The 22,052-nt window shown below is 53.0% G+C and carries 21 protein-coding genes and 3 pseudogenes; 12 read left to right on the top strand and 12 right to left on the bottom strand.

Features of this window, described 5'->3' with window-relative positions; genetic code table 11:
* Positions 1 to 48: 48 nt before the first annotated feature.
* Positions 49 to 285, top strand: coding sequence for a VOC family protein (locus KTE_RS49850; RefSeq protein ID WP_201387597.1), 237 nt, complete (start codon positions 49 to 51; stop codon positions 283 to 285).
* 24 nt (positions 286 to 309) lie between these two features.
* Positions 310 to 510, top strand: a pseudogene (locus KTE_RS49845) (VOC family protein); the annotation flags it as partial.
* Between the two features lie 86 nt (positions 511 to 596).
* On the opposite strand, the gene KTE_RS29020 reads toward KTE_RS49845, so the two are convergent.
* Entirely contained in the window at positions 597 to 1,034 is a 438-nt protein-coding gene (locus tag KTE_RS29020; RefSeq protein WP_201387595.1) for a hypothetical protein, read from the bottom strand.
* A gap of 629 nt (positions 1,035 to 1,663) precedes the next feature.
* Here KTE_RS29020 and KTE_RS29015 point away from each other — a divergent pair.
* Both KTE_RS29015 and KTE_RS29010 read left to right on the top strand, forming a co-directional pair.
* Entirely contained in the window at positions 1,664 to 2,716 is a 1,053-nt protein-coding gene (locus KTE_RS29015; RefSeq protein ID WP_201387593.1) for a pentapeptide repeat-containing protein, read from the top strand.
* A gap of 964 nt (positions 2,717 to 3,680) precedes the next feature.
* On the top strand, positions 3,681 to 4,997 hold the full coding sequence (locus KTE_RS29010) for a PLP-dependent aminotransferase family protein (protein ID WP_201387591.1): 1,317 nt from the start codon (positions 3,681 to 3,683) through the stop codon (positions 4,995 to 4,997).
* Between the two features lie 169 nt (positions 4,998 to 5,166).
* Here KTE_RS29010 and KTE_RS49005 read toward each other — a convergent pair whose 3' ends face one another.
* From KTE_RS49005 to KTE_RS28990, 5 genes are all read right to left on the bottom strand, one after another.
* Entirely contained in the window at positions 5,167 to 5,289 is a 123-nt protein-coding gene (locus tag KTE_RS49005; protein ID WP_255552995.1) for a hypothetical protein, read from the bottom strand.
* A gap of 122 nt (positions 5,290 to 5,411) precedes the next feature.
* Entirely contained in the window at positions 5,412 to 7,175 is a 1,764-nt protein-coding gene (locus KTE_RS29005) for a cholesterol oxidase substrate-binding domain-containing protein (RefSeq protein WP_201387589.1), read from the bottom strand.
* A gap of 277 nt (positions 7,176 to 7,452) precedes the next feature.
* Positions 7,453 to 7,896: a hypothetical protein gene (locus KTE_RS29000; protein ID WP_201387587.1), complete on the bottom strand. Its 444-nt coding sequence runs from the start codon at positions 7,894 to 7,896 to the stop codon at positions 7,453 to 7,455.
* A 210-nt stretch (positions 7,897 to 8,106) separates the two neighbouring features.
* Positions 8,107 to 8,370: a hypothetical protein gene (locus KTE_RS28995; RefSeq protein WP_201387586.1), complete on the bottom strand. Its 264-nt coding sequence runs from the start codon at positions 8,368 to 8,370 to the stop codon at positions 8,107 to 8,109.
* Between the two features lie 265 nt (positions 8,371 to 8,635).
* Entirely contained in the window at positions 8,636 to 9,763 is a 1,128-nt protein-coding gene (locus KTE_RS28990) for a group II intron maturase-specific domain-containing protein (protein ID WP_236600723.1), read from the bottom strand.
* Between the two features lie 67 nt (positions 9,764 to 9,830).
* On the opposite strand from KTE_RS28990, the gene KTE_RS28985 reads away from it, so the two are divergent.
* Positions 9,831 to 10,034: a hypothetical protein gene (locus KTE_RS28985; RefSeq protein WP_201387584.1), complete on the top strand. Its 204-nt coding sequence runs from the start codon at positions 9,831 to 9,833 to the stop codon at positions 10,032 to 10,034.
* On the top strand, positions 10,027 to 11,727 hold the full coding sequence (locus tag KTE_RS47975; RefSeq protein WP_201387582.1) for a recombinase family protein: 1,701 nt from the start codon (positions 10,027 to 10,029) through the stop codon (positions 11,725 to 11,727). Before KTE_RS28985 ends, KTE_RS47975 begins: the two co-directional genes overlap by 8 nt.
* On the opposite strand, the pseudogene KTE_RS28975 reads toward KTE_RS47975, so the two are convergent.
* A pseudogene (locus KTE_RS28975) lies at positions 11,665 to 12,393 on the bottom strand (reverse transcriptase N-terminal domain-containing protein); the annotation flags it as partial. The gene KTE_RS47975 and the pseudogene KTE_RS28975 overlap by 63 nt on opposite strands.
* A gap of 418 nt (positions 12,394 to 12,811) precedes the next feature.
* The gene (locus KTE_RS28970; RefSeq protein ID WP_201387580.1) at positions 12,812 to 13,240 is read right to left on the bottom strand and encodes a hypothetical protein; all 429 of its coding nucleotides are present in this window, start codon (positions 13,238 to 13,240) and stop codon (positions 12,812 to 12,814) included.
* A gap of 504 nt (positions 13,241 to 13,744) precedes the next feature.
* Here KTE_RS28970 and KTE_RS28965 point away from each other — a divergent pair.
* Entirely contained in the window at positions 13,745 to 14,188 is a 444-nt protein-coding gene (locus KTE_RS28965; protein WP_201387578.1) for a hypothetical protein, read from the top strand.
* Between the two features lie 56 nt (positions 14,189 to 14,244).
* Here the strand turns inward: KTE_RS28965 and KTE_RS28960 are convergent, their stop codons facing one another.
* On the bottom strand, positions 14,245 to 15,099 hold the full coding sequence (locus KTE_RS28960; protein WP_201387577.1) for an MBL fold metallo-hydrolase: 855 nt from the start codon (positions 15,097 to 15,099) through the stop codon (positions 14,245 to 14,247).
* Positions 15,100 to 15,473: 374 nt separating this feature from the next.
* On the opposite strand from KTE_RS28960, the pseudogene KTE_RS28955 reads away from it, so the two are divergent.
* The 3 genes and pseudogenes from KTE_RS28955 to KTE_RS28945 all read left to right on the top strand — a co-directional run.
* Positions 15,474 to 15,941, top strand: a pseudogene (locus tag KTE_RS28955) (Na/Pi symporter); the annotation flags it as partial.
* A gap of 787 nt (positions 15,942 to 16,728) precedes the next feature.
* Positions 16,729 to 16,896 (top strand): hypothetical protein, encoded by a 168-nt coding sequence (locus tag KTE_RS28950; protein ID WP_201377924.1) that lies wholly within the window; start codon positions 16,729 to 16,731, stop codon positions 16,894 to 16,896.
* 306 nt (positions 16,897 to 17,202) lie between these two features.
* Positions 17,203 to 17,397 carry a MerR family DNA-binding transcriptional regulator gene (locus tag KTE_RS28945; RefSeq protein WP_201387572.1) on the top strand — a complete coding sequence of 65 codons (195 nt, stop codon included), beginning with the start codon at positions 17,203 to 17,205 and terminating at the stop codon, positions 17,395 to 17,397.
* Here the strand turns inward: KTE_RS28945 and KTE_RS28940 are convergent.
* The gene (locus KTE_RS28940; protein WP_201387570.1) at positions 17,365 to 18,558 is read right to left on the bottom strand and encodes an RNA-guided endonuclease TnpB family protein; all 1,194 of its coding nucleotides are present in this window, start codon (positions 18,556 to 18,558) and stop codon (positions 17,365 to 17,367) included. The two genes, KTE_RS28945 and KTE_RS28940, sit on opposite strands and share 33 nt — an antisense overlap.
* Before the next feature lie 126 nt (positions 18,559 to 18,684).
* On the opposite strand from KTE_RS28940, the gene KTE_RS28935 reads away from it, so the two are divergent.
* Together KTE_RS28935 and KTE_RS28930 are read left to right on the top strand one after the other, a co-directional pair.
* Complete coding sequence (locus KTE_RS28935) at positions 18,685 to 18,876, top strand: hypothetical protein (RefSeq protein WP_201387567.1); 192 nt, start codon at positions 18,685 to 18,687, stop codon at positions 18,874 to 18,876.
* Positions 18,877 to 19,146: 270 nt separating this feature from the next.
* Entirely contained in the window at positions 19,147 to 20,370 is a 1,224-nt protein-coding gene (locus tag KTE_RS28930) for a GDSL-type esterase/lipase family protein (protein WP_201387565.1), read from the top strand.
* Between the two features lie 138 nt (positions 20,371 to 20,508).
* Here KTE_RS28930 and KTE_RS28925 read toward each other — a convergent pair whose 3' ends face one another.
* Both KTE_RS28925 and KTE_RS28920 read right to left on the bottom strand, forming a co-directional pair.
* A complete protein-coding gene (locus tag KTE_RS28925; protein ID WP_201387563.1) occupies positions 20,509 to 20,742 on the bottom strand; it encodes a hypothetical protein in 234 nt (77 codons plus the stop codon).
* A 95-nt stretch (positions 20,743 to 20,837) separates the two neighbouring features.
* Entirely contained in the window at positions 20,838 to 22,001 is a 1,164-nt protein-coding gene (locus tag KTE_RS28920) for an RNA-guided endonuclease TnpB family protein (RefSeq protein WP_201387561.1), read from the bottom strand.
* Positions 22,002 to 22,052 lie beyond the last annotated feature (51 nt).

Raw genomic sequence — 22,052 nt, 5'->3', positions numbered from 1 at the left:
ATCAAAGGTAGACTTTTCTGAAGAAGAGAGACCCTTTGCAGAAAATAAATGAGAAAACAAGAGTCTCGTTCGTCTTCTCCTTTTCTTTCGTCGACTACACCAAACTGGGCCAACTCCACCCTGGAGCACTCGCTGGACTTCTATTGCAATAAGCTGGGTCTGCGTGAGACCTTCCGCCTGGATCGCGAGGGGACGCCCTCGCCCTGGATTGTCTATCTCCAGATCGCCCCAGGACACTTCATTGAACTCTTCCCAGGCACAACTGGCGAGAACAAGTCCTCCTAGGTCGGCGACAACCATTTCTGCCTTCTTGTCGAGGACATTGCAACGACACTCAAAGAGCTGGAGACGCGTGGCCTCCCCATCAGCGGCGAGCCTACCCGTGGCCTGGACAACAACTGGCAGTACTGGCTGACCGATCCCGATGGCAACCGCATCGAGATCATGCAGATTGCCCCGGACTCGCCCCACGCTGCAGCCGACAATAGCTGGTCAACGCCCGCTCACTAAGCAATATAAGCTAAACAACGCGCCTGCCCTCGTTATGAGGATAGGCGCGCCATTTATAAGCACTTCCGAATCTGTGTCGCTAATATCTACTGGATTTCCTTCACCTTTATTGAAGCAGGCATGAACTTCAAGCGGCCAATCCTCTCCAGGGGGCGTTTTTTGCCAAAGAAGCCCGCTTTGACGGGTGGTCGATAGTATTGATTAAAGCGGACAATGGTATCCTGACCGCTCTCATAACCTTCCAGGAGTAGCAAGCGATGCCTTTCGCCGGTAGGAAGTGTCACACGGCCATTATAGATCAGCACACCACGCTCAATCGTCCCAGATTGAATGACCTTCTGGACTGTTGCGCGGGCTTCCTCGATTGTTTTCGTGTCAAGAACAATTATGCTGATGGGATTATTAAATATCGGGGTCATATCCTCGTCACCCTCAATCGAGGCCAAACCCATCTCTACAGAGGCGCGAATAAGGGTGAGAAGCTCTTCGCTTATGTTTTCTAACGCTTTTGACTGCTCTGTCATGTGTCGTTGTATTCCCTCTACATCAATTTCTTTCAGGTGCCCGTTGCTCTACATCAATGCGTCTTTTCGATAATATCCCAAATACGCATGATTGTCTATACAGCCGCAGGTGCTGAATTGGCGTTGCTTTATTGCTGTAGTGGTAATTTGCGCGCTTGTTGATGAGCTTAAACACTGAAAGTGAGCAAGAGCCTAATTTCTGCATGATTATCTGATTAGACTGAAATTGCTTCTAGCGTAAATAGCGGGCTTGAAGAATCTCGATATAGGAGATCATCATTCACCAAAAGTAACGGTGAACCGATTTCTCGTGATGCAATGCGGGGCTCTTCTCTCACATTGCTCAGCTCAGGCATCAACTTGACAATACGAGAACTTCAGAGTGCTGGTTTCTCTCCTTACGCCTCTTGCCACGTTTCTTTCCGCTGGCATACAATAGAAGAGCATGCCAGTCAGCCAGGTACGAGAAAGCGTGAGAGAAGCCAACCTGGTCAGGCGCGACCAGGCAAAAAACGGACCAGGGAAAAGTGCCCTCCCAGGCTCTCTCGCTCATTTCCTAAAAGCCTGGAGAACCTTGAAACAAGCCAGGGAGAAATCCGATAGCAGATCAGGAATGTATTGATCAACTCATGCAGGGGATCGGAGCGTGGAACCAGTGGAGAGAGCAACAGAATGTGCGACGGCCTGACTTCAGCGGAGTCGACCTGCGCGGGACCGACCTGCGCGGAGCCTGTCTGCGCAGGTCTGATCTGCGCTTCGCACAGCTAAACGGCGCCAATCTGAGTGAGGCCGATCTGTCCGCAGCCAGCTTGCACAAGGCGGACCTCAGAGAAGCCAACCTGGTCAAAGGGAATCTGAATGTTTCCCGGCTCTATGATGCCGATTTGAGAGGAGCCAATCTCTCCGAGGCTCAATTGAAAGGAGCTGGCTTGAAGCATGCAGATCTCACCAATGCTACCCTGCGCAGAGCCAATCTGACGAATGCCGTTCTCGATGATACCAACCTGACCAATGCCGATCTACGCGAAGCCAACCTGTGCCAGGCTCAACTGATCCGCATCAACCTGCACGAGGCAAATTTGAGTGAAGCCAATCTCTACGAAGCCGAGCTGATCTCAGTCAATCTGTCTGCGGCGAAGTTAAACAAGAGTGATCTGCGCAAAGCCGATCTCAGAGCTTGTACGCTCAGCAAAGTTGATCTGCGCGGGAGTGATTTGCGTGGAGCCCGTCTGGAAAATGCGCGGCTAGATAGTGCCAACCTGAGCGAAACCGATCTGCGTGGAGTTAATCTGTCTAGAGTCAACCTGCAAGGTGCCAACCTGTGCGGAGTCAATCTGCACGCAATGAGCCAGCATGGAGCCAATCTGCAAGAAGCCAATTTGAGCTATGCGGACCTCAGCTATGCGGACCTCAGCGGGGCGCGGCTCATGAACGCCATCTTGCAGGGAGCAAAGCTGAACAAGGCAAGGTTGGAAGGAGCAAGGCTGAGTAATGCTGACCTCAGAAATGCTCGCTTACGGCAAGCTGAGTTAACAGACGCCATAGTGAATGGGGCGAATTTCCAGGGGACCGACCTGCGAGGTATTCCTTGGCTGATTCTCATGAACCTCGTGCTCCAACCAGGGGTGAATTTCGCTGACATCCAATGGGATCGTTCCACTGACGAAGAAACCGGGTTTTAAGCCCCATTGGCAAACGTGTCTCAGGGTTTCGCAAAAGGGCTGTGTTGCAGAAGTAAAGAGGAATGCAAAGGGTGGAAGCCCTCCCTGCTCCTGTTCTGTTGAGATGACGACTCCACACCATCTCACGAGGAACGCCGCCTGCCCTGGGCTGTCTCCTCGGCTTCCTCTTTGGACTGGTCCTTTTCGAAGGGGTTCTGTCAGAACTCAGAACAAGGTCAAATGAGAGTCGAAAGTGGTAGTAAGTGCGAAGATTGGTTCTTACACACTCTCGGTGAAGGATGAGTTTATCTTTCTGGCTTCTCTCACGTTTCAAGCTCAGAGTTCGGGATACCCATCACTTTATTGAAGAGCTTATCACCGAGAGTGTGTAAGAACCGAAGATTGATCAGGTTTTAGGGTGACGAGTGATCAATCGGCGCGAAGAGCGAGCAGCTCAACTATTGCTGTTTGGAAACATGGCTCTGGAAGCACGTTCATCACTTTCGGCGGTGTAAATTCATGAGCAAAATTTGCTTGAATTGTGAGCAGAAGCTCCTCTCCTTCGGCCCAGTTTTTGGGTTGAAAGGAGCGAGTCTCGCCAGGTCAGACTACTACTGAAGCCTGCATATAACGGGCAAATTCGCACGCGAATTTACAAAATGATCCAGAACAATCCGCCTCTCAAATCTTTGGAGATAAAAACGCAGGAGAAAAAACGGAAAGAACATCAACGTTTAACGTTAAAACGTGACGTTGTTTCTGTGTTTTTTGAGAAGACGTTTACGTTCCGTTTCTGTTCTCAAGCCAGCTCCTCCATATTCTCGTTTCGCTCTTTCATCTATGAAAGGACGTTCGCACAAGTATAGAAGCGGCTTCTACGTTCTTTACTCTAAAGATGTCTCAAGCGGTTTCTCCTCCCATCAATAGTTGAGCTGCTCACCCTTCGCGCCGATTGATCATGCTTCGTGCTGAAACCTGCTCACTCTTGGCCCAAATTACCATCACGGCCTTTGAACAGCTTGTTACCGAAGGGTATCTCGAAGCACGTGTTGGAGCAGGAACGTTTGTGGCATCGACGTTACCAGAAGAGATGCTGCAGGTGCATGCCCAACAAGCTCCTCTTCAGGAGAGGAAGAAGCTTCCTCGATTGTCGCAACGCGTCCAACAGGTGATGCATTCCCCATTGCTTCCCCCCGTCCAAGCACTATCAGCCAGAGCTTTTCAGCCGGGATTGCCCGCTCTGGATGCATTTCCGTTCGACGTATGGTCTAGGCTGGCAGCACGACGTTACCACCATCCACCGCTTGAACTGCTAACCTATGGCGATCCAGCAGGCTACCGTCCCTTACGGAATGCACTTGCTCAGTATCTGACAGCTTCGCGAGCAGTGAGCTGTCAGCCTGAGCAGGTGCTGATTGTCTCAGGAGCTCAACAAGCCATCGATCTTACGGCTCGGATCCTCCTCGACGAGGAGGATATGGTCTGGGTAGAAGATCCCGGCTATCCCCGAGCACGCGCAAATCTTCTGGGGGCTGGTGCCAGGGTTATCTCCATCCCACTCGATCAAGAAGGACTCAATGTAGAGGCTGGCAAACGGCTGTGCGAGAGAGCACACCTGGCCTACGTTACTCCATCGCATCAGTATCCCCTTGGAGTCACCATGAGCCTGGCACGGCGATTTGCACTGCTCGATTGGGCGCAACGTGTAGGAGCGTGGATACTGGAGGATGATTACGACAGCGAGTTTCGCTATTGTGGGCGCCCACTTGCTTCTCTGCAAGGTCTGGATACGCATGGACGAGTCATTTACATGGGATCGTTTAGCAAGGTGCTCTTTCCGGCGCTGCGATTGGGCTACATCGTATTGCCACTTGAGTTAGTGGAACCCTTTCTTGCTATGCGAGCATTACTTGGACACTCCTCTCCCACGTTAGAACAGGCCATTGTGACTGATTTTATCATGGAAGGCCATTTTCTCCGGCATATCCGGCGGATGCGGACGTTGTATGCCCATCGCCAGCAGATACTGATTGAGGCAATACGGCAAGAATTGCCTGGAGTGATTGAATTGGCGGAACATGAAGCAGGAATGTACTTGATCGGCTGGCTTCCGCAAGGTCTGGACGACCGCCTGGTTTCACAACTGGCAGCACGGCAAGGAGTAGATGTTCGTGCGCTCTCAGCATGTAACAAGCAAGAACTCAAGCGTCCAGGGCTACTCTTGGGGTATGCAGGAGTCAATGAACAGGAAATACGCGAGGGGATCAAGCATTTATCGAGAGTAGTAGAGGCAATAGTGTAGCCTTAGCGTTGTTTACTCGTCTCTCTCATAGAGTGCCCTGGTAGCTTGCCGTTGTAAATTTCGACGACGGGCCTAAAGGTCCTTGATGAAATTTGTGATTACTTCATCTTCTCTCAAGGAGCTTTCTTTTGTCAGTTTCTCTAAACTTAATGCCCATGGGGGGGCAAGCTCAGGCCCCCTTTTCCGGAATAGCATGAGTCAGGACAAAGATCAGCACTTGATATTCGTAATCCATGAGATCTCCCTCTCCCATGTCGTAGGCACGTCGGCCCATCACTACCACGCCTGTCATCCGTATTTCTTCCTGGAAATCCCATGAGAATCAGGCGTAGGGAGCCATCACAGTATCTCTTCAGTTGCACGGGTGAGAGCGGCCGCAGTGTAGCGTTTTGAGGAGGGTGCCCGCTCCACCGCTCAGGGCAGCAGGGTATCCAGAAAGGCATTAGCGAAGATGCGGTGGGGGTCGTAGGTGTCCAGCGCCCCGATCGCCGCATCCCAATCGTCACCCGCCACCTGTCCCACCCGGTAGGCGTTGGGAATTGTGCTGGTCAACACCGTGGGGTCGGCCCAGGCGGCGCTGTTAGTGTACGCCCAGCCTTTCGACCACTCGGGTCGGACCGCGGCATAAGAACCGGAGTAGTTCCCGAAGATCCACGTCTCGAGGTCACAGTAGAACTGGTCAGCCTGTGGGGTACCTGGGATAGTGAGGACGTCAAGCCACACCGCCACATCCCACTCCGGGTGATCGGGACGTGGGCGCAGCGCCGAGAGCTGCGGCGAGCCAGCTGACGGGACCCCGAGATCACCTGGAACGTCCAACCCGGTCACGCGGATCTCCATTGCCCCATTTACGGGATAGCTGCCCTGTGCCTGGTAGGCAGCGAGTCGCGACTGATAGTAGGCAGCGAATTCACTGACAACACGCTGGATGTTGCCGCGGTTCGTCAATACCGCATAGCCATTCGCCGTCACGCGCAGCGTCGTGGGCCGTATGTATAGCAGCAGGTTCTTTGACCACCCCCAGATGTCCATCGTGTCGGTACTGATAAGACCTGCACTCACGATGGAATACTGGGTCTGCCCGAAAGTGGGCGTCACGGCTACGTCACCAGCCTCGATCTCTGAGATGAGATTGGAGGCGACCTTGGGGATAGTGTCAGAGAATACATAGTTGTATGGGCTATCGACCTCCCTCGACGAGAGCGGCTTGGTGGGCGAGACCGTCCATACCTTCAGCCAGGGATTGTTCGTGAAGGGAAACCAGATGGTCTCGACCCGGCCGGCGCTCTCAACAAAGCTGGCGAAGGTCTGTGATCCACCGGAACCCGGTGCCGCGAAGAGCGTCGCCGCAGAGATGTCAACCCGGCTCTGGCACCGGAGGCGAGTATTGGTGCCCACCTGCAACGTCACCTCAGTGACGAAAGCCCGGCCGATGTGGACCAGAAGCGCTCTGGTGGCGGAATCCGAGCGAGCGAAGGTTCGCAGAATGTACTGTCCGCTGCTCGGGTCCCACACTACGGCTGTAAGCGACACAATGAGGTTACTGACGGACCCATACGTGTGCCCTGGAGCCGGTGTCTCGCCTTGTGCGGGGATGGCAGTACCGTGCCCGTCGATCGCCAACACACCGCCAATCGTCAGGTCCCCTGGAGCTGGCGTGGCTGTCAGGCCGTACCCAGCTTCCTCCAGCGTGGCGAGCAGCACGTCCATTGTGACTCCGGCCTGGGCTACGACTGTGGCAGGCGATCCCGGGCCGTTAACAGTCACGGTCGTGAGGTGCTGCGTGGTGTCAACAAGCACGACATTGGTTGAGCTCGATCCGGCCGGGACGGTTAGCGGTGTCCAGGTGTGACCCATGCCCCGTGGTCGAATGCGATAGCCGTTGGCCAGAGCCCAGTTGGCAACAGTCACCACATCGCCGGGCGTCTGGGGAATGCAGGTCCAAACGTCGTCGACCATGATCTCGCCGGACCAGTTTTGGAACGCTTGTTTATACAGTGCGATTGAAGTCGGGAAGTTGGGCGGGATCTGGGAGGCGGAGGCGTATGTGACGCCGAAGACTGGAGTCCAGCCAATCGCACCAAGGGCTGCGGCCCCGGCCAGGAACTGCCTTCGTGACAAGCTGTTGGTTCGCGCAGAGGAGCTATCCGGATCCTGGCTTCCTTGATGACGCGTCATGGGTCCCTCCTCTAAATAAAACCATGTTATGCGATAAATATATTAATAGCTTCTACTGTAATATTACACCCTAAAGATACACTCACTAATATATCATATCAAGGAGTGGCTAGTAAATTGGGTGCGCATCAGCACAACTTTTGAGGTGAAACTGACAAAATCAGCGCGAAGAGTCGAAATTGACCATCCAGAACCTGGAGAAATCGCTCCTCATCTGGTTTCTTCTCTCATCATTCTGTTAATCAAGATATCGTTGAGGAGTCGGCCCTGTAAATTTTCAAGGATGGAGCGGAATGGTACAGGTAACATTGTCGCTATTTCCATATTTACCTGCATCAGCAGTACAGAACGTTTTGCCAGACATGATTGAACCCATCAATATGAGGATGGCTATTCCAAACAGAAGCATTGCCCACACGATCGGCTTTTTTCCTATTTTCCTGCGTTGATAAGCAATAAAGGTGAATACAAAAGCACATAAACCCAAGATGCTTATGAGAACGGATCCGAAGAAAGCAACTTCAAAACCCGCTCCATTGAGGTAAAGAACGCCTTCGTGGCGTACACCTTCCGAGATGGTTAACCACCACTGGGATATCCCGCCATATGTATAGAAAGCCCCTAAAGCAGCACAAAGGGAACAGAGCGCAAAAAGTATGCCTAGACCGAGAACGATACGAAGTAGATATACAGATGGATGAGTCGATTTATCGACGTTCATAATGTCTCCTACTTTGTGTCCCATGATAGCTAACGTAGCGCTAAGCCATGTTCGCTGATAGGACTGGGTAAATTTCCTCTCAGAGTAGCGTGTTTCTGCTCTGCTTTCAAGAGCACGAGAGGGACAATTTACCCGCTTTGGATTGTCAATTTTGAGAATCGGTGGGCGAAATGTTGACCTGCTATGGGTGGGGAAACGAACAGGAGAGGGCTACTTCCCGATCACATCCCAGTCAGTTTCCACTTTGGCCCAACGTGGTCCGGTATTGGGCGTGCTGGTTTTGCGTTTGTCGTGAGCTTTGAGCTGCAAGACCTCGCCCTGAGGGTTGAGAGTGCGCGTGCATGCACAGTCGGCGCAACCATTGGTACCCCTCCTGTCCGAGCGATAAATGAGGCGCGCCTTACGTCTCTTATTTACAACTCTGAGAGAAATATACCAGATGAGGAGCGGTTTCTCCAGGTTCTGGATGGTCAATTTCGACTCTTCGCGCTGATTTTGTCAGTTTCACCTCAAAAGTTGTGCTGATGCGCACCCAATTTACTATCTGGTAAATGACCTGAAAAGTGGGTTTGGCCCCCAAACGTGAGAATTTGCCCTCAATCGTGAGCACTAGCACAAACTTATCAGGAAAAACCGCTCCTCATCTCGCTTCGTATGGTCGGCGGCGGGATCACTCCCGCCACCGCCAATCCAGAACCGTGCATGCGAATTTCCCCGCACACGGCTCCTCAGTGTATGGTCAACTGTGATTGACACCAGCCGCCTTGTGTTGCGCGATTCTCGCTACATCCTCGGCGGTTTTCTCATCATGGCAGTGGCGATGGTAAACCCATTTGTTGCTGATATCATCTTTTCCACCAAGTGCGGTTGGGGTGATATGATCCGTTTCTAGGACATCGCCGTCTCGAAAGTAGAGTCCGCATCTGGGACATTGTCCTTTTTGAAGGGCGAGGAGTTTTGCTCTTTCGCTTTTCATAAGCGGGTGTTGCTTGAGTCGCTGTGACCAGTAGATGTGGTTCCCATCATACGGACTCGCCGATCCTCTGACTTTTGCGTAGTCTTGGCTATGCGTTTCTGTATGATATCGGACGTATACAGCTTTGGGGTTCCCATCTTTATCTCGGATGTAGGTGCCGAACCGTTGGGATCCGTCAATGGGAATGCTGTATTTGTCTTTGACCCATCTTTTGCTCTTCCCTAAATGCCTTGCTTGTTCCCATCGTGCGAGTTGGCGAAAGGTGTTGTGGTCGCAGGCATGAAATGCCTTGCTGCACACTACCCACTTGTAGTAGTTCGCCCAGCCTCGGATGACGGGATTGATCGCGCTAATGACCGCCTTTTGAGGGGCAGATTTTCGTTTTCGTATCAGCAGTTTCATTTGGAGCGTGTGGCGTTTGATGGCTTCTCTACTCGGGGTGATGAAGGTTTTGAACCCAAGGGGTTTTCCTTGCGTGTTTTTTCCGGTATGGGTTTTTCCCATTGGAAATTGACGTACGGAGAAGCCTAAAAAGTCAAAACCTACGTTCCCCTCATATGAAGTTAACGTATGGGTGACTCTTGTTTTCTTCGGGCTCAACCAGAGTCCCATGCCTTTTAAGTGTTTCATTACTGCTTTTGTTGCTCTCTCTAATATTTCTTTGTCGGCGTGTAAAATGACGAAATCATCTGCATATCGAATTAAGATTGGTTGCCCTTTCTGCTTCGAACAGACATTTGCTGCCACTTTTTCCATGCCGTGCAAAGCGATATTAGCTAGTAGCGGCGACAGCACGCCACCCCCAATGTTGCAAAACTGGTTCTGGGGTTCGTGTATCAAGTAGCGATCCCGCGTAACCACCTTCAGGCGAGCTATGGAGATGGTTTTCACGGAGCCCCACTGCATGGGAGTGGGCGTTGGGCTGAAGGTGTACAGACGCGAGATCAAGGAGGATGCCATGACCAAGCGATCTCACAAAACTGCCATCGTATTGGAGGTGCAGGTCATGTTTGAGCCAAACCGCCTTGAGCACACTGTTCTGCACCACGCCTATCGCTGTCTTGTGCCTCTCGTTCGACGGCACCTTCCTGCTCAGCGAGCCATCACTGAACAGGTTTTCCAGAGCCGACGAGTGTCGGAGAAAGGAAGCTGTCATGGATGAAGTGCAAGTGGGCATCTACGCCCGTGTCTCTTCAGAACAACAGAGTGATGCCAAGACGATTGAGAGCCAGGTGCGCGAACTGCGCGCTCGCGTGGCCGAGTTAGGTCTGCCACTTCCTCCTGAGCATGAGTTCATCGACGATGGCTACAGCGGAGCGACGCTCATTCGCCCCGCGTTAGAGCGACTGCGTGATGTGGCGGCTGCGGGAGGTCTCGACCGTATCTTTGTTCATTGTCCTGATCGGCTCGCCCGCAACTACGCTCATCAAGTCCTTCTGCTTGAAGAATTGTTGCGCGCCGGCGTCGAGGTGGTCTTTCTCAATCGAGAAGTGGGGCAAACGCCTGAAGATCAGCTCTTACTGCAAGTCCAGGGCATGATTTCCGAATATGAACGCGCGAAAATCATGGAACGCAGCCGTCGGGGGAAACGGCATGCAGCGCACGTGGGAACCGTGAGTGTCTTGAGTGGGGCTCCTTACGGCTATCGCTATGTCAGCAAACACGATGGGGCGGGAGAGGCACGCTTTGACATCCTCCTGGAGGAGGCCCGCGTGGTTCGTCAGGTCTTCACCTGGGTGGGACGCGATCGCTGCTCCATCGGGGAGGTCTGCCGGCGGCTCACAGCGGCCAAAGAGCGCACCCGAACGGGCAAAACGGTCTGGGATCGGGCCACGGTCCGCGATATGCTGCACAACCCGGCGTACAAAGGGGTAGCCGCCTTCGGCAAAACGCGCTTGGAACCACTGCGGCCACGACTCCGTGCGCAACGAGGACGTCCTCTGCAGCCGCGGCGAGCCGTTTCCACCCAGGATGTCCCTCGCGAAGACTGGATGAGCATTCCTGTTCCAGCCCTCGTTGATGAAGCACTCTTCGAGGCTGTGCAAGAACAACTGGGCGAAAATCAACAGCGGGCACGTCTCGGGAAACGAGGCGCACGCTATCTGCTGCAGGGCTTGCTGGTCTGCGGTCAGTGTGGGTATGCTTTCTATGGCAAAGCGATCAGTCCCAGTGCCAGAAAAGGTCATCCACGGGCCTATGCCTACTACCGCTGCATTGGAGCCGATGCCTATCGCTTCGGCGGCGTCCGGCTCTGCTGGAACAAGCAAGTCCGGACGGATCTGCTCGAAGAGGCCGTCTGGAATGAGGTGTGTGCCTTGCTAGAGGATCCAACGCGCTTAGAGCAGGAGTATCGGCAGCGGCTGCAGACTTCGGAGCAGGAGCCATCCCCAGAACTGAGAGGGTTCCTGGCAAGTCAGGGAAGGCTGCGGCAGGGGATTGCTCGCTTGATTGACAGTTATGCGGAGGGCACCATCGAGAAGGCAGAGTTTGAACCGCGGATCAAACGGATGCGAGAACGGCTCGCGCAGGTGCAAGAGCATATTCGACAGATCCAAGATGAGGCCAGCCTGGAGCAGGAGCTTCGGCTCATCCTTGGACGGCTGGAAACCTTTGCTGCGAAGGTGAGAGAGGGACTGCATGACGCTGATTGGCTAACACGTCGGGAGCTTATTCGAACGCTTGTCAAACGGGTGGAGATTGATGAGGAGCAGGTCCACGTGATCTTTCGCGTTGGACCTCAGACTCCTCCTTCTCCCTCGGACCACCACTCGCCATGTTTGCACTATTGCGGGAGGAGTGTGTGGGCCGCCCTGCGGCGTTCCTGTTTCCGTTGGGGTGAAGTCCACCCCTTCTAGTACTCCTGCCTTCAGCCATCCTCTCATGAGGTGCCAAAGCTGCGGATATATTTTGAGCTTTTGGAGTAACGCTTTTTGGTCGATGTTGTCGAAACAACCTTTGATATCGGCGTCCAGCACAAATTTGGATTTGAAGCGGATACCGTTAAAGATTGCTCCTATGGCATCGTGACATGAGCGCCCTGGTCGGAAACCGTAGCTGTTTCCCTCAAACACCGCTTCCCAAGCCGGTTCTAGGGCCAGTTTTACCAGAGTTTGCTGTGCCCTCTCGACCAGGATGGGAATACCTAGCGGCCTGCGTTCGTCTTTCTTCCCTGGTTTGGGTATCCAGATGCGGCGTACCGGTTTGGCTTTTTGACGGTGCTGGTTTTTCGGGTGAATGGCTTGAGCCATGAGAAGTCTTTGTTTGGGATTGACAGATTTTCTCCCGTCAATGCCCGCTGTTTTCTTCCCCTGGTTGTCTTGTGTCACCCGTCGTACCGCAAGGAGTCGTGCGGCTTCCGATTTCATCAGCAACTTTTGCAACTTCTCTACTTTTCTCGTTTCGCCACGCTGACTGGCTCGATAGATGCGCTTCTGAAGACGGAAGACGTGCTGCTCTAGTTTCTTCCAGGGCAGGTTCTTCCAAGTCCCGCTCGCTTCATCAATTTCTTGATGAGGCCGCATATTCCTATCTGTTCTTCTACTCACTCTCTATCCTCCATACAGCAGGGTCTACGTTAGCCTATCCTGGGGCTTTCCCCCAGGCATTTGCTTTTTAGACCATCGTTCTCCGTCAAGCATTGGATGGATTCCTACTTGTCCGATCGACCACGGGCAAGAGCTATTGACGGGGTTCCCCCGTTCCGATCCATTGTCGTTGGGCTGTTGTAGATGGGTACTATCCACCGTGCGTATTTCGGGGAAGTGTCAGAACGCAGGATAAAGCCGGATGACTGAAGGAATGGCTCCCCACTTTCGCTCCAAAAAGGCCAGAAAAAGAGTTCATTGTCCCCACCCTTCGCTCATTTTAAAAGAGCATTTCCCCACTTTGGACGAGATTTCCCAATCATGTTCTGAGTTCTGACACTTCCTTGAATCGGCCTCATTTCTGGCCTTCCAGCAGGCTATTGAGGAGCATGGTGGTGTTTGGGAACATGTTATGAGTGGTGGATTTCTCATTCATCTTCCCCCAGATACTAACTTTGATCCTGATTCTGCGTTTAAACAGATGGTCGTGCAGAAGAAGCTTGACGGGAAAAATGCTTCTTACTAGAATATGGAAAGGGAAATTATGTATATAGATAAAGCAAAAGAGGTAACTGCTCAGCCTGGTAGGTGGTTGGGTGGTCTGTCGGGCAGCAGTTGGGACCACTGCGCTTGGGACCACCCCGCTCGGAACAACTGCGATGTGCGTGGCATGAACAGTCGAAGGGGAAGCGGTGGCTGCCGCTGTGTGATGGCCATTGGCCCAGAATCCCAAGCCACCGAGAAGGGTTGCCCCACACAGGGCAAGCGCTACAAGCTTGTTCATGAAAACCTCTCTTTCACACGATAGAAATGCAACAGGCCTTTTTCAAAGTATAGCGGCCGCGATCTGCGCGAGCGAGGAAAATTATTGCTCATTTCCCACAATGATCCTGTCTGGAATGCGCAACGAGCCGAGAAGGGAGGAATTGCAGGGAGGAATGTGGAAGGAGCAGGGAGACGGAGGTCTGGCCGGACGCATGATGGAGGCCTGGTTGGAGCAAAGGAAGAGACGGGCGGGCTTATGAAGAGAGGTCGAGGGAGGAAGTGTCAGAACTCAGAACATGATTGGGAAATCTCGTCCAAAGTGGGGAAATGCTCTTTTAAAATGAGCGAAGGGTGGGGACAATGAACTCTTTTTCTGGCCTTTTTGGAGCGAAAGTGGGGAGCCATTCCTTCAGTCATCCGGCTTTATCCTGCGTTCTGACACTTCCATTTCTGCCAACCTGCTGCTGGATGGGAGAAAGGTGGGGTCGAGGCAGCGGTTGGGTTTAGTCGCAGAAATTTTCTCGTGCCCATCCCCGATGTGGCCTCCTTCGAGGAGTTGAATCTGCACTTACTCAAAGCCTGCCTCAAGGATGATCAACGCCGGGTCAGTCGGCAGCGCTCCACCATTGGGCAAATGTGGGAGCACGAACGTCCGCAGCTGCGTAGCCTGCCACCTTTTGCCTACGATTGTTGCGCGACGACCAGTGCCCGGCTCAACGGATACAGCATGATCGTCTACGAAACCAACCGCTACTCAGCGCGGGTCAATAAAGACAACGCCGGTGTCATCTGTGGTAAAGGACATCTGCCGGGACATTCCTTCCTCCTTTTGAAAAGCGAACTCAGAACAACTGCTGAGGCAATGTTCACTAAAAAACGGATGGTACGTGGAGCGTGTCGGTCTTTGGATACACCGCAAAGGACAATTCAGAGTCCCCCTCTCCGAACCAGTACATGCCGTTTATAGCGGCATACGGCTCTCCCCTTCGCCTGAGTACTTGCTTCTGAGTTATCGGGACAGCATCATATCCCGCCTCGCTCCACGCTGAATTGATAGGTGTCGCCTTGCAGGAGGTAGTGCATGCTCGTGGTGAGGGATGCCTTCGTTGCCGCTGCCTGAAAATCGTCCAACCCTGAGAGAAAAACGGAGAAATCGTTAAAGTGGATCGGGATAGCCACACGAGGGTGGACGATCTTCACTGCCTGCACACCCTGCTCCCCGTTCATAGTGACCAGTATGCCCAGGAGCATTGTGCCTCCGACGTGGAAGAGCCCCAGGTCAATGTCGGGGTAGCGTTTGGGAATGTCGTAAAGGAGATCATGGATGAGTGTATCCCCCGTAATATAGAGGCGGAACAGATGTTTTCCTCCTTGGCTGAACTCTAACATACTGCCTATCACTGGCGGTAGGAGCTCGACAACTTCGTCAGGAGCGTGCTTGGCAGGCATAGCTGTTACAAGGAGTTCGGCATCGCCCTTTCTGACTGGTTGCGCTTCCCAGGTGTCAATCGTGTGGAGGTTCGTAAATCCCAGCTGAGCGAGCTGTTCCGCCGCGTACCCGTTTGTGACAATGGGAATCTGCTTGTCTAGCTCCCTCGCTGCCACTTCATCAAAGTGATCGCCGTGATAGTGCGAGAGGACGATCAGGTCGAGTGGCGGCAGGTCCTGGGGAGAGCAAGCCGGTTCGACCTCGCGCCGGGTATAGATGCCGTGACCAAGTGGAGTGTAGTCTCCTTTGTGCAAAAAGGCGGGATCGGTGAGAAGCGTGAACCCCGCGTACGTGATGAGGGTGGTGGCGTTCCCAATAAAGTAGACTTCCCCTGCCCCGGTGCTAACCCCTCCTGAAGCTGGTAGTTCGATGGGCGTGATCTGAGCCATGGTTGGTTCTCCTCTGCTGTTGACGCGTGATTCCATCCAGGTCTCAATAAGAGATGCTGGAACAAACAGTAGAGCTGACGTGTCGTTCCCTTCCAATGCATCCCAGCATGGCACGTTTCAAGATCCGAGAAAGATACTCATCGCTTCACCGTTTGACACCAGCCCAAGTGGTAAATTCCAACAGGAAGCGGCTCTTGTCCACTTTGAGAGCAAAGGATAATTGAAAGGTTTATTCAATTGACGCTCCGAGCACGTTTTTGGAAACGGAGACCATAGATAAGCTTATCGTCCCCCGAAGTGGCCATGAGCCGAATAATGTTGGAATTTACAACCTTTCTTTCGGAATTTGTTGGAGTAGGTGACTCCAGACATTTGCCAATACCCCTCTCTTCCTCCTTCTCATGGGAACAGCCTTGGCCATGGTGCTCAATTCCAGTACCGCTACCATCGGGCTGGTGCTTGCCCTGACATCACGTCACGTTCTGCCTCTCGTGCCGGCACTGGCAGTCATCCTGGGGGCAAATATTGGGACGACCCTTCCCTCGCTGCTGGCGGCCGGTTCTCGCAATGCCTACATGGGACAACGCCTGGCACTAATTCATACAGGGACGAAGTGCATTGGCGCGTGCCTTCTCTTCTTTTTTCTGCATCCCCTTGCAGCCTTCCTCATGTATTACTGGCCCAGCTCTGGAATGCAAGTAGCCATGGCGCATTTGGGATTTAATGTCTTTTTGACCTGTATCTATGTTCCTCTCACCGATCCGCTGGCCAGGCTTCTCGCGCATCTGATGCCATCAGGGGAAAATGCGTCTGTATGTCAGGCCCCGGAACCGGTCAGATAGGCATGATTATTGCCAGCGTTGAGTGAATGAGTATGAGGCACTGCCGTTCACATGCCTGATAACGGTTTTCCACATGTTCTCCACATCGAAAGGGGAGCAATGCGGAAAACTAGAGCAGGGTAGAAAACACAAGCAGGCCAAAGGGACCCTTTGGCCTGCTTGTGTTTTCGTGTGGGAAGTTGCCACGTAGTAGTTTCTCTGAACCATCGAACCAGCCATTCAGGCCTGCTCACTGTCTTATGTGAGACGCCTTCATATATTCGTTATCACGTCGAGCGTAAGACCCCGCCATTTATGGCTGTCTTTTACCCACATTTTACAATCAGATTTTGTGGAACAGCATAGGAGGCCAACTCCCCCTGTTGAGTGTTTCACAAACACATGGAGAGCGAGGGGCTTGTGAAGTTCCTCCAAAAAGATGTGGGGAAAAGACAGGCCTCAAGGCAGGGGTTTTACGCTCGGTCCGATAACTCTACCTATTGACATATGTACTTACTTTTTGTAATATGACAACAAATAGTTCGTTGGTGAGTTAATAAAGTGGTTGGATGTAAAGTAAGAGGAAGGGCAGATTCTCACCCAACCTGGAGAAAATGGGTACATTGACCCATGCCTCCGGCAAAATATTGATATATGCTCATATTGTCTGGCAAGGTAGAGGATGTGCCTGAGCGATGATAATTTGTTTATGTCCATTCCGCATCTCATGCCGGTACATATTGTCTGTATCGCCAAGGAAAAGTCTCCTTGATGGAGAGGAATTTTAAGTGACAGCGAGGGAGAGATCATGACTATAGAACAATTACAAACAATTATTTCCTATCTAGAACTGATCAATCTTGGAGATGCTATCAGCTACTTTGACGAAGAGGGATTGATTGAAGCCGCATTACCAGTCAAGGAAAAAGTCTCCCAGGTTGCTTCTACGGATTCATTACTTCTTTGTGCCTGCTGACCCGCACGCGGAAGAAGTATTTGGGTCTGGAAGGTCTTAGGTCTTCTAGGCCCCAAACGCCTTCCCTCCTCGCAGTGCCGACGCAAAGACATACTATATCAGAGTGCAGACCCTTTCCAGTATATGAAACGGGCTTGACCCTTGGGTCAGAGATAGAGCAAGACCTCGCTTTGCCCACATCTTTCATTTGAACCAGATCGGCCAAACACTCATTCCCCCTCTTGACTTTCACCCTACCTGAAGGTTGTATGCTTGTGACAAGAACTGTTCACCTATCTGCAAACGGACAGGAAGAGATAAAATGAGATGTTAAAGATTCGCGATTTTGCCAGGCTCGCCGAGGTGCCGATGACCAGCTTGCGCTACTACGATGAGATCGGACTCCTCAAGCCGATCCATGTCGACCCTGAGACTGACTATAGATTCTACACGGTCAGAGACCCCATGCATACATGCAGGGGCTTGTCCCTAGGCCGAAGCCTGAGACGAGAGGCCGTCTGACAGCGGCCCACTCAGAACAGGTCTACCATTCTGAGCAAGACAATATTTGTCTCGAATATTGATCGCCGCATTGAGATCGGCGTTGAGCTGATATCCACAGAAGCGACAGTGAAAGAGCGACTGCGAGCGACGATTGTTGCGCTCCTGATGCCCACAACGCGAACAGGTTTGCGAGGTATGGCGCGGATCGACTCGCTCGACTACGATCCCTCGCTCCTGAGCTTTGTAGGCAATGAAGCCGTACAATTGCGCAAAGGACCAGGTATGCAGCCTGCGCTGTCCCTCTCCTTTGCGGTGACGAACCCCTTCTCGCAGGTTGGTCAGGTTCTCAAGCACCATCGTACTGCCAGGGGCAGCCTGCTGCACCAGGTGTTTGGAGAGCACATGATCGCAGTCCCGGTGGAAGCGCATCTGCTTGCGTGCCAGCTTCTTGAGGTGGCGTTTGGCCGATTTGGATCCGTTGGACTGCAGCTTGCGTTTAAGGCGAAAGGTGCGACGATCGATCTCTTTCCAGCGGCGGGTGCCAAGGAAGTGACGCGTGGAGGTGACTGCAGGGCGATTGAGGCCCAGGTCCACCCCGATGACCTCGGGATGAGGCGGCACCACGGGCTCGGGGACGTTCACCACCACATGCAACCACCAACGTCCGTTGCAGCAGAGCAGATCGGCCGTGGCAATCTTGCAGCCTCGATAGCGCTCGCTGAAATGAGGAACGGTAAAGGCAAGGCTCATCTTGCCCTGGGTCGTAGAGAGGCGAACGGTTTGACTCGCCCAGTCGAGGGTGTAGGTATGGATATTGTAGCGAACCGCACAGTGCTGCGAACAAGGACAGCGAACTGGCTTGAAGGGTGGGGCAGGCTTGCCTTGTTGTTGCGCCCTGGCGGCTTTTTTGGAGGAAGCCGCTTCCTTTTTGGCTTTCCAGGTGAAGGCGCTCCTGAGCGTTTCGGTGGCCTTGACGCGAGCCTGAATGAGCAAGTCGCTCACCAGTCCAGGGCAGAGGGCTTTGGTCTGGTAATAGGTGGCGTGGTGCAGTCGCACGCCATTCTTCTCGCCCTGGTGCCAGCCGTAGGCGCACACATGATTGTAGGCCAGGGTAAATTGAGCCAGCGTCTCCTGCAAGGCTCTGGCCTGTTCTCCCGTCGTTTGGAGCTGAATCCGCACGGTTCTTTCCATGCACAAAGTGTACCATATATGAGTACTATTCGTCAATTGCATGCAATGAGAAACGGAGTGTTCCATGCTCCTCTCCATGGCTCAAGCCTGAGGTCCCCGCATGGCGCTATTCTTATGATGGATCAGTTGTCGTACCTGCATCGCATTCTGGCGTTTAAGGAGCTTGGACTGGGGCTCACACAGATTGTCGAGATTCTGGACAAAGGCATTTCTCCTGAGGCATTGCAAGGGATGCTACGGCTCAGACAGGCCCAACTCCAGCAGCATATTCAGGCTGAAAAGGCAGTGGTTATTGCAACGGGATAAATTTGCTTTTCACCTGTCCGGCTCAGGAGGCCCGCGTCTCTAGAGACGCGGGCCTCCTGAGCCGGACAGGTGAAACGTGGCAGAGGACGCGAAGTCGCAGGTACAAAGGTTCTCCGAATCCATACCTCAAACGCTTGCAATAGAGTGTTTTGCATGTTACTCTTGAAATAGATCTGCTCGAGTGCGCTCAGAGGTGAGCGTAGTGGCAAATACCACATAGGATGTATTGGTGTTTCCCTGAATCGGCTCGAGTAAAGAGAGGAAGGAACCATGCGACACTCCCCTCATGTTTCGGTGAGAGGCCAAAAGCTCCCATTATTTTCACGCTTCTGGCTCATGCTCTTCGTTCCTGCTATCGTGGCGATGGCGGGAACTATTTTTTTCCCTGGCGGCGCTCTGGCAGAGGCGGTGACACCGGGCAAGCCAACGTCTCTCAATGGCACGCCTGGCAACCAGCAGGTATCACTCAGTTGGGGCGCGGCAACGAACGCGACGGGGTACCTGATCAATGAAACGGACCTGGTGAGCGGGCAAACGACGCAGCTTCCAACGGTTGTGACTGGTACCTCGTATTCGCTAACCGGCTTACAGGTAGGACGCTGGTATCGCTTTAGTATCACGCCTGTAGCGGAAACAACTCAGGGGCCGTCGTCCGATCCTATTGAAGTTCGGACAAAAGGCTTTTCTGGGAGCTATGACAACTATTATGCTCTTGGTGACTCTTACACGGCTGGCGACGGCGCGCCGCCCTATAATGGCGCGAAGAATTGCTATCGCTCCACCAAGAGCTATCCGTATCTGCTTGCTTCTGGCGCACCAACACCCATTTTGATTGCCTGCTCAGGAGCCGTGGCGGATAACATTGACAAGACCGTTCAGTATTCCTGGTTACCTGGCACACAACTTGGTGAACTCCAAAGCTACCCACGCGGGAAGACGCTCATTACGCTCACGATTGGTGGCAATGATATTGGTTTCTCGTCTGAGCTAACTAATTGCATCACGAGCTTTACTTCCTGTAAATCCAGACGCGACGCGATCTCGCAACGAATTACGAACCTGGAGCCACGCCTGGTTCAGGTCTATAAGGAACTAAGGACAGCGGCACCGGGAGCAGATATCATTATCCTTGGTTACCCTTTACTCGTCGCGGACCCAACTATCGCGGACTGTCATAACCCTATCGTCTACACGGGTCTGGGCGCGGGCGAAATGCAGATGATTCGGGACCTGGCTGCGCAATTGAACGACACCATCGCGCAAGCAGCGAGTCAGGCTGGAGTCTCCGCTGCCACGCAGGAGGTTGAGCAGGCTTTCGCCGGTCACGAAGCCTGTACCGCTGACGAAAGCCAGGAGTGGATTAACGAAATCGCGGGCCTGAATGACGCGCTTCATGATTCTTTCCATCCAAACAGTGCGGGCTATCAAGCGCTAGCTGGTGCTGTCAACAGCGCCCGCAATCTCCTGTATCAGAATAGCATGGTGCGTAAGTAGCATCCTTGCTGACTGCGAACATTCACGCTTATGGCGCTCAGGATGAAGGGTGTGTCTGTGAGACTGGCAAGTACGCCAGTCTCACAGACACACCCTTCATAGTCAGGCTCGCACTCGTAATGTGAGCCGGGAGAGCCTTCAGATACGTTCGATAGGTAAGGTTGGGGAAGGAACAGGTTGAGGCGAGGCTTGTATTTCTTGTTGCAAAGCAGCCTCTTCTCGGGAAGGTCCCTCATCAACAGGTGCTGAAGTCTGCGTCACTTGTGCCTTCGGGCGGCGAATACGGACTCGTTTCTCGCTCGATGAGCGTGCCTGCTCGGCCTGAACTGTGGTCGTTTGTGCTTCCTGCGTAATGGTGATTCTCTGCTCCAATTAATGTAGTAAAACGTATGCAAGCATAGCTCTACTACACCTTTTGTTGTTCCTGTTTCATCCGTAGGAGCCTCAAGGCCGAAGCCTTTTTGGTCTTACCCCGCGTCCGCAGGCAAGTTTACGTCCTCGTCTGAGCCAATACCGGTGACGACTTGGTCAATGAGCCCGATCAAGTGAAGGGCTTCCCGCAGGATATTCTGGCTCGCATTCTGATCGCGATCTTGCGGGAACTGAAAATAGGGGCATGATGGATTCTGGCAGACAAAGGTGCGATCTTTGAGCGTCATCGCTTCCCACTTCCAGCCGCAGCAGTGGCAGGTCTTACTCGAAGGAAAGAAGCGTCCCACCTTGATCACCTGTCCACCCCGCTGCTCTACCTTCGCCCCGAGCAGGGAGAGCAGCTTGCCCAATGCTGCGTCAGAGAACGAACGAGACAGCCGCCGATTCTTGAGCAGTCCCTTGAGGTTGAGGTCTTCGATGCCAATGCTTCCATAGCAATTGGCAAGCTTGGTTGTGAGCTTGTGGAGCACATCATCTCTCAGAGAGGTAATACGATAATGGAGTCGTGCCACCTGTCTACGCGCTTTCTCGCGTTTTTTTGATCCCGGTTTGCGGCGATGCAGTCGCTTATTGGCCTGACGCAATTTTTTGAGCGCCGTTTTGAGGAAGGCTTGGTTCTCGACTCCCTCTCCTGTACTCAAGGTGGCCAATCGGTTCAGTCCGACATCGATACCAACAGCGGCTGGTTTCTTCGTCGGGATCGCATCTGGGAGTTCGACCTGGAGAGACACAAACCACCAGTCTGCTGTTTTCGTGATGCGTGCTCCGGTCACGCGACCTTTGAAGCGTAGATTTTCCGCCATGTTGACCCATCCGAGCTTAGGAACCCACAGGCGGTGATCCCCCACCTCGAATTGATCGTTGGCAAGGTAAAAGGAGGCTTTGTTTTGTTTCTTGCTCTTGAACGTGGGGCATTTGGCTTTGCCTTCAAAAAACGCGGTGAAGGCTTTTCCTAGATCGAGAAAGGGCTGATCTGAGGCGTTCTTCGTCACCTCCCATGTCCAGGGGAATTGCACCCGCCGGATCGCGTTGAATTGCTTCTTGAGTTTCAAGGCAGTGGGTTTCTCCCCGGCTTCGTATTGGCGGTTCCATTCGGCCAGCGCCCAATTCCACACAAAGCGAGCAACGCCTGCGGCACGAGCAAGGGCGTTGGCCTGTTCAGGTGCGGGATGCAGTCTGATCTTATGGGCGCGAATCATGCAGTTCTGCTCTTTCTCTTGCCTACTATTTTTTCAAGTATAGGACAAATG

Source organism: Ktedonobacter sp. SOSP1-85 (assembly GCF_016587415.1).
GTDB lineage: Bacteria > Chloroflexota > Ktedonobacteria > Ktedonobacterales > Ktedonobacteraceae > Ktedonobacter.
This window is presented reverse-complemented; position numbering and strand designations above follow the sequence as displayed.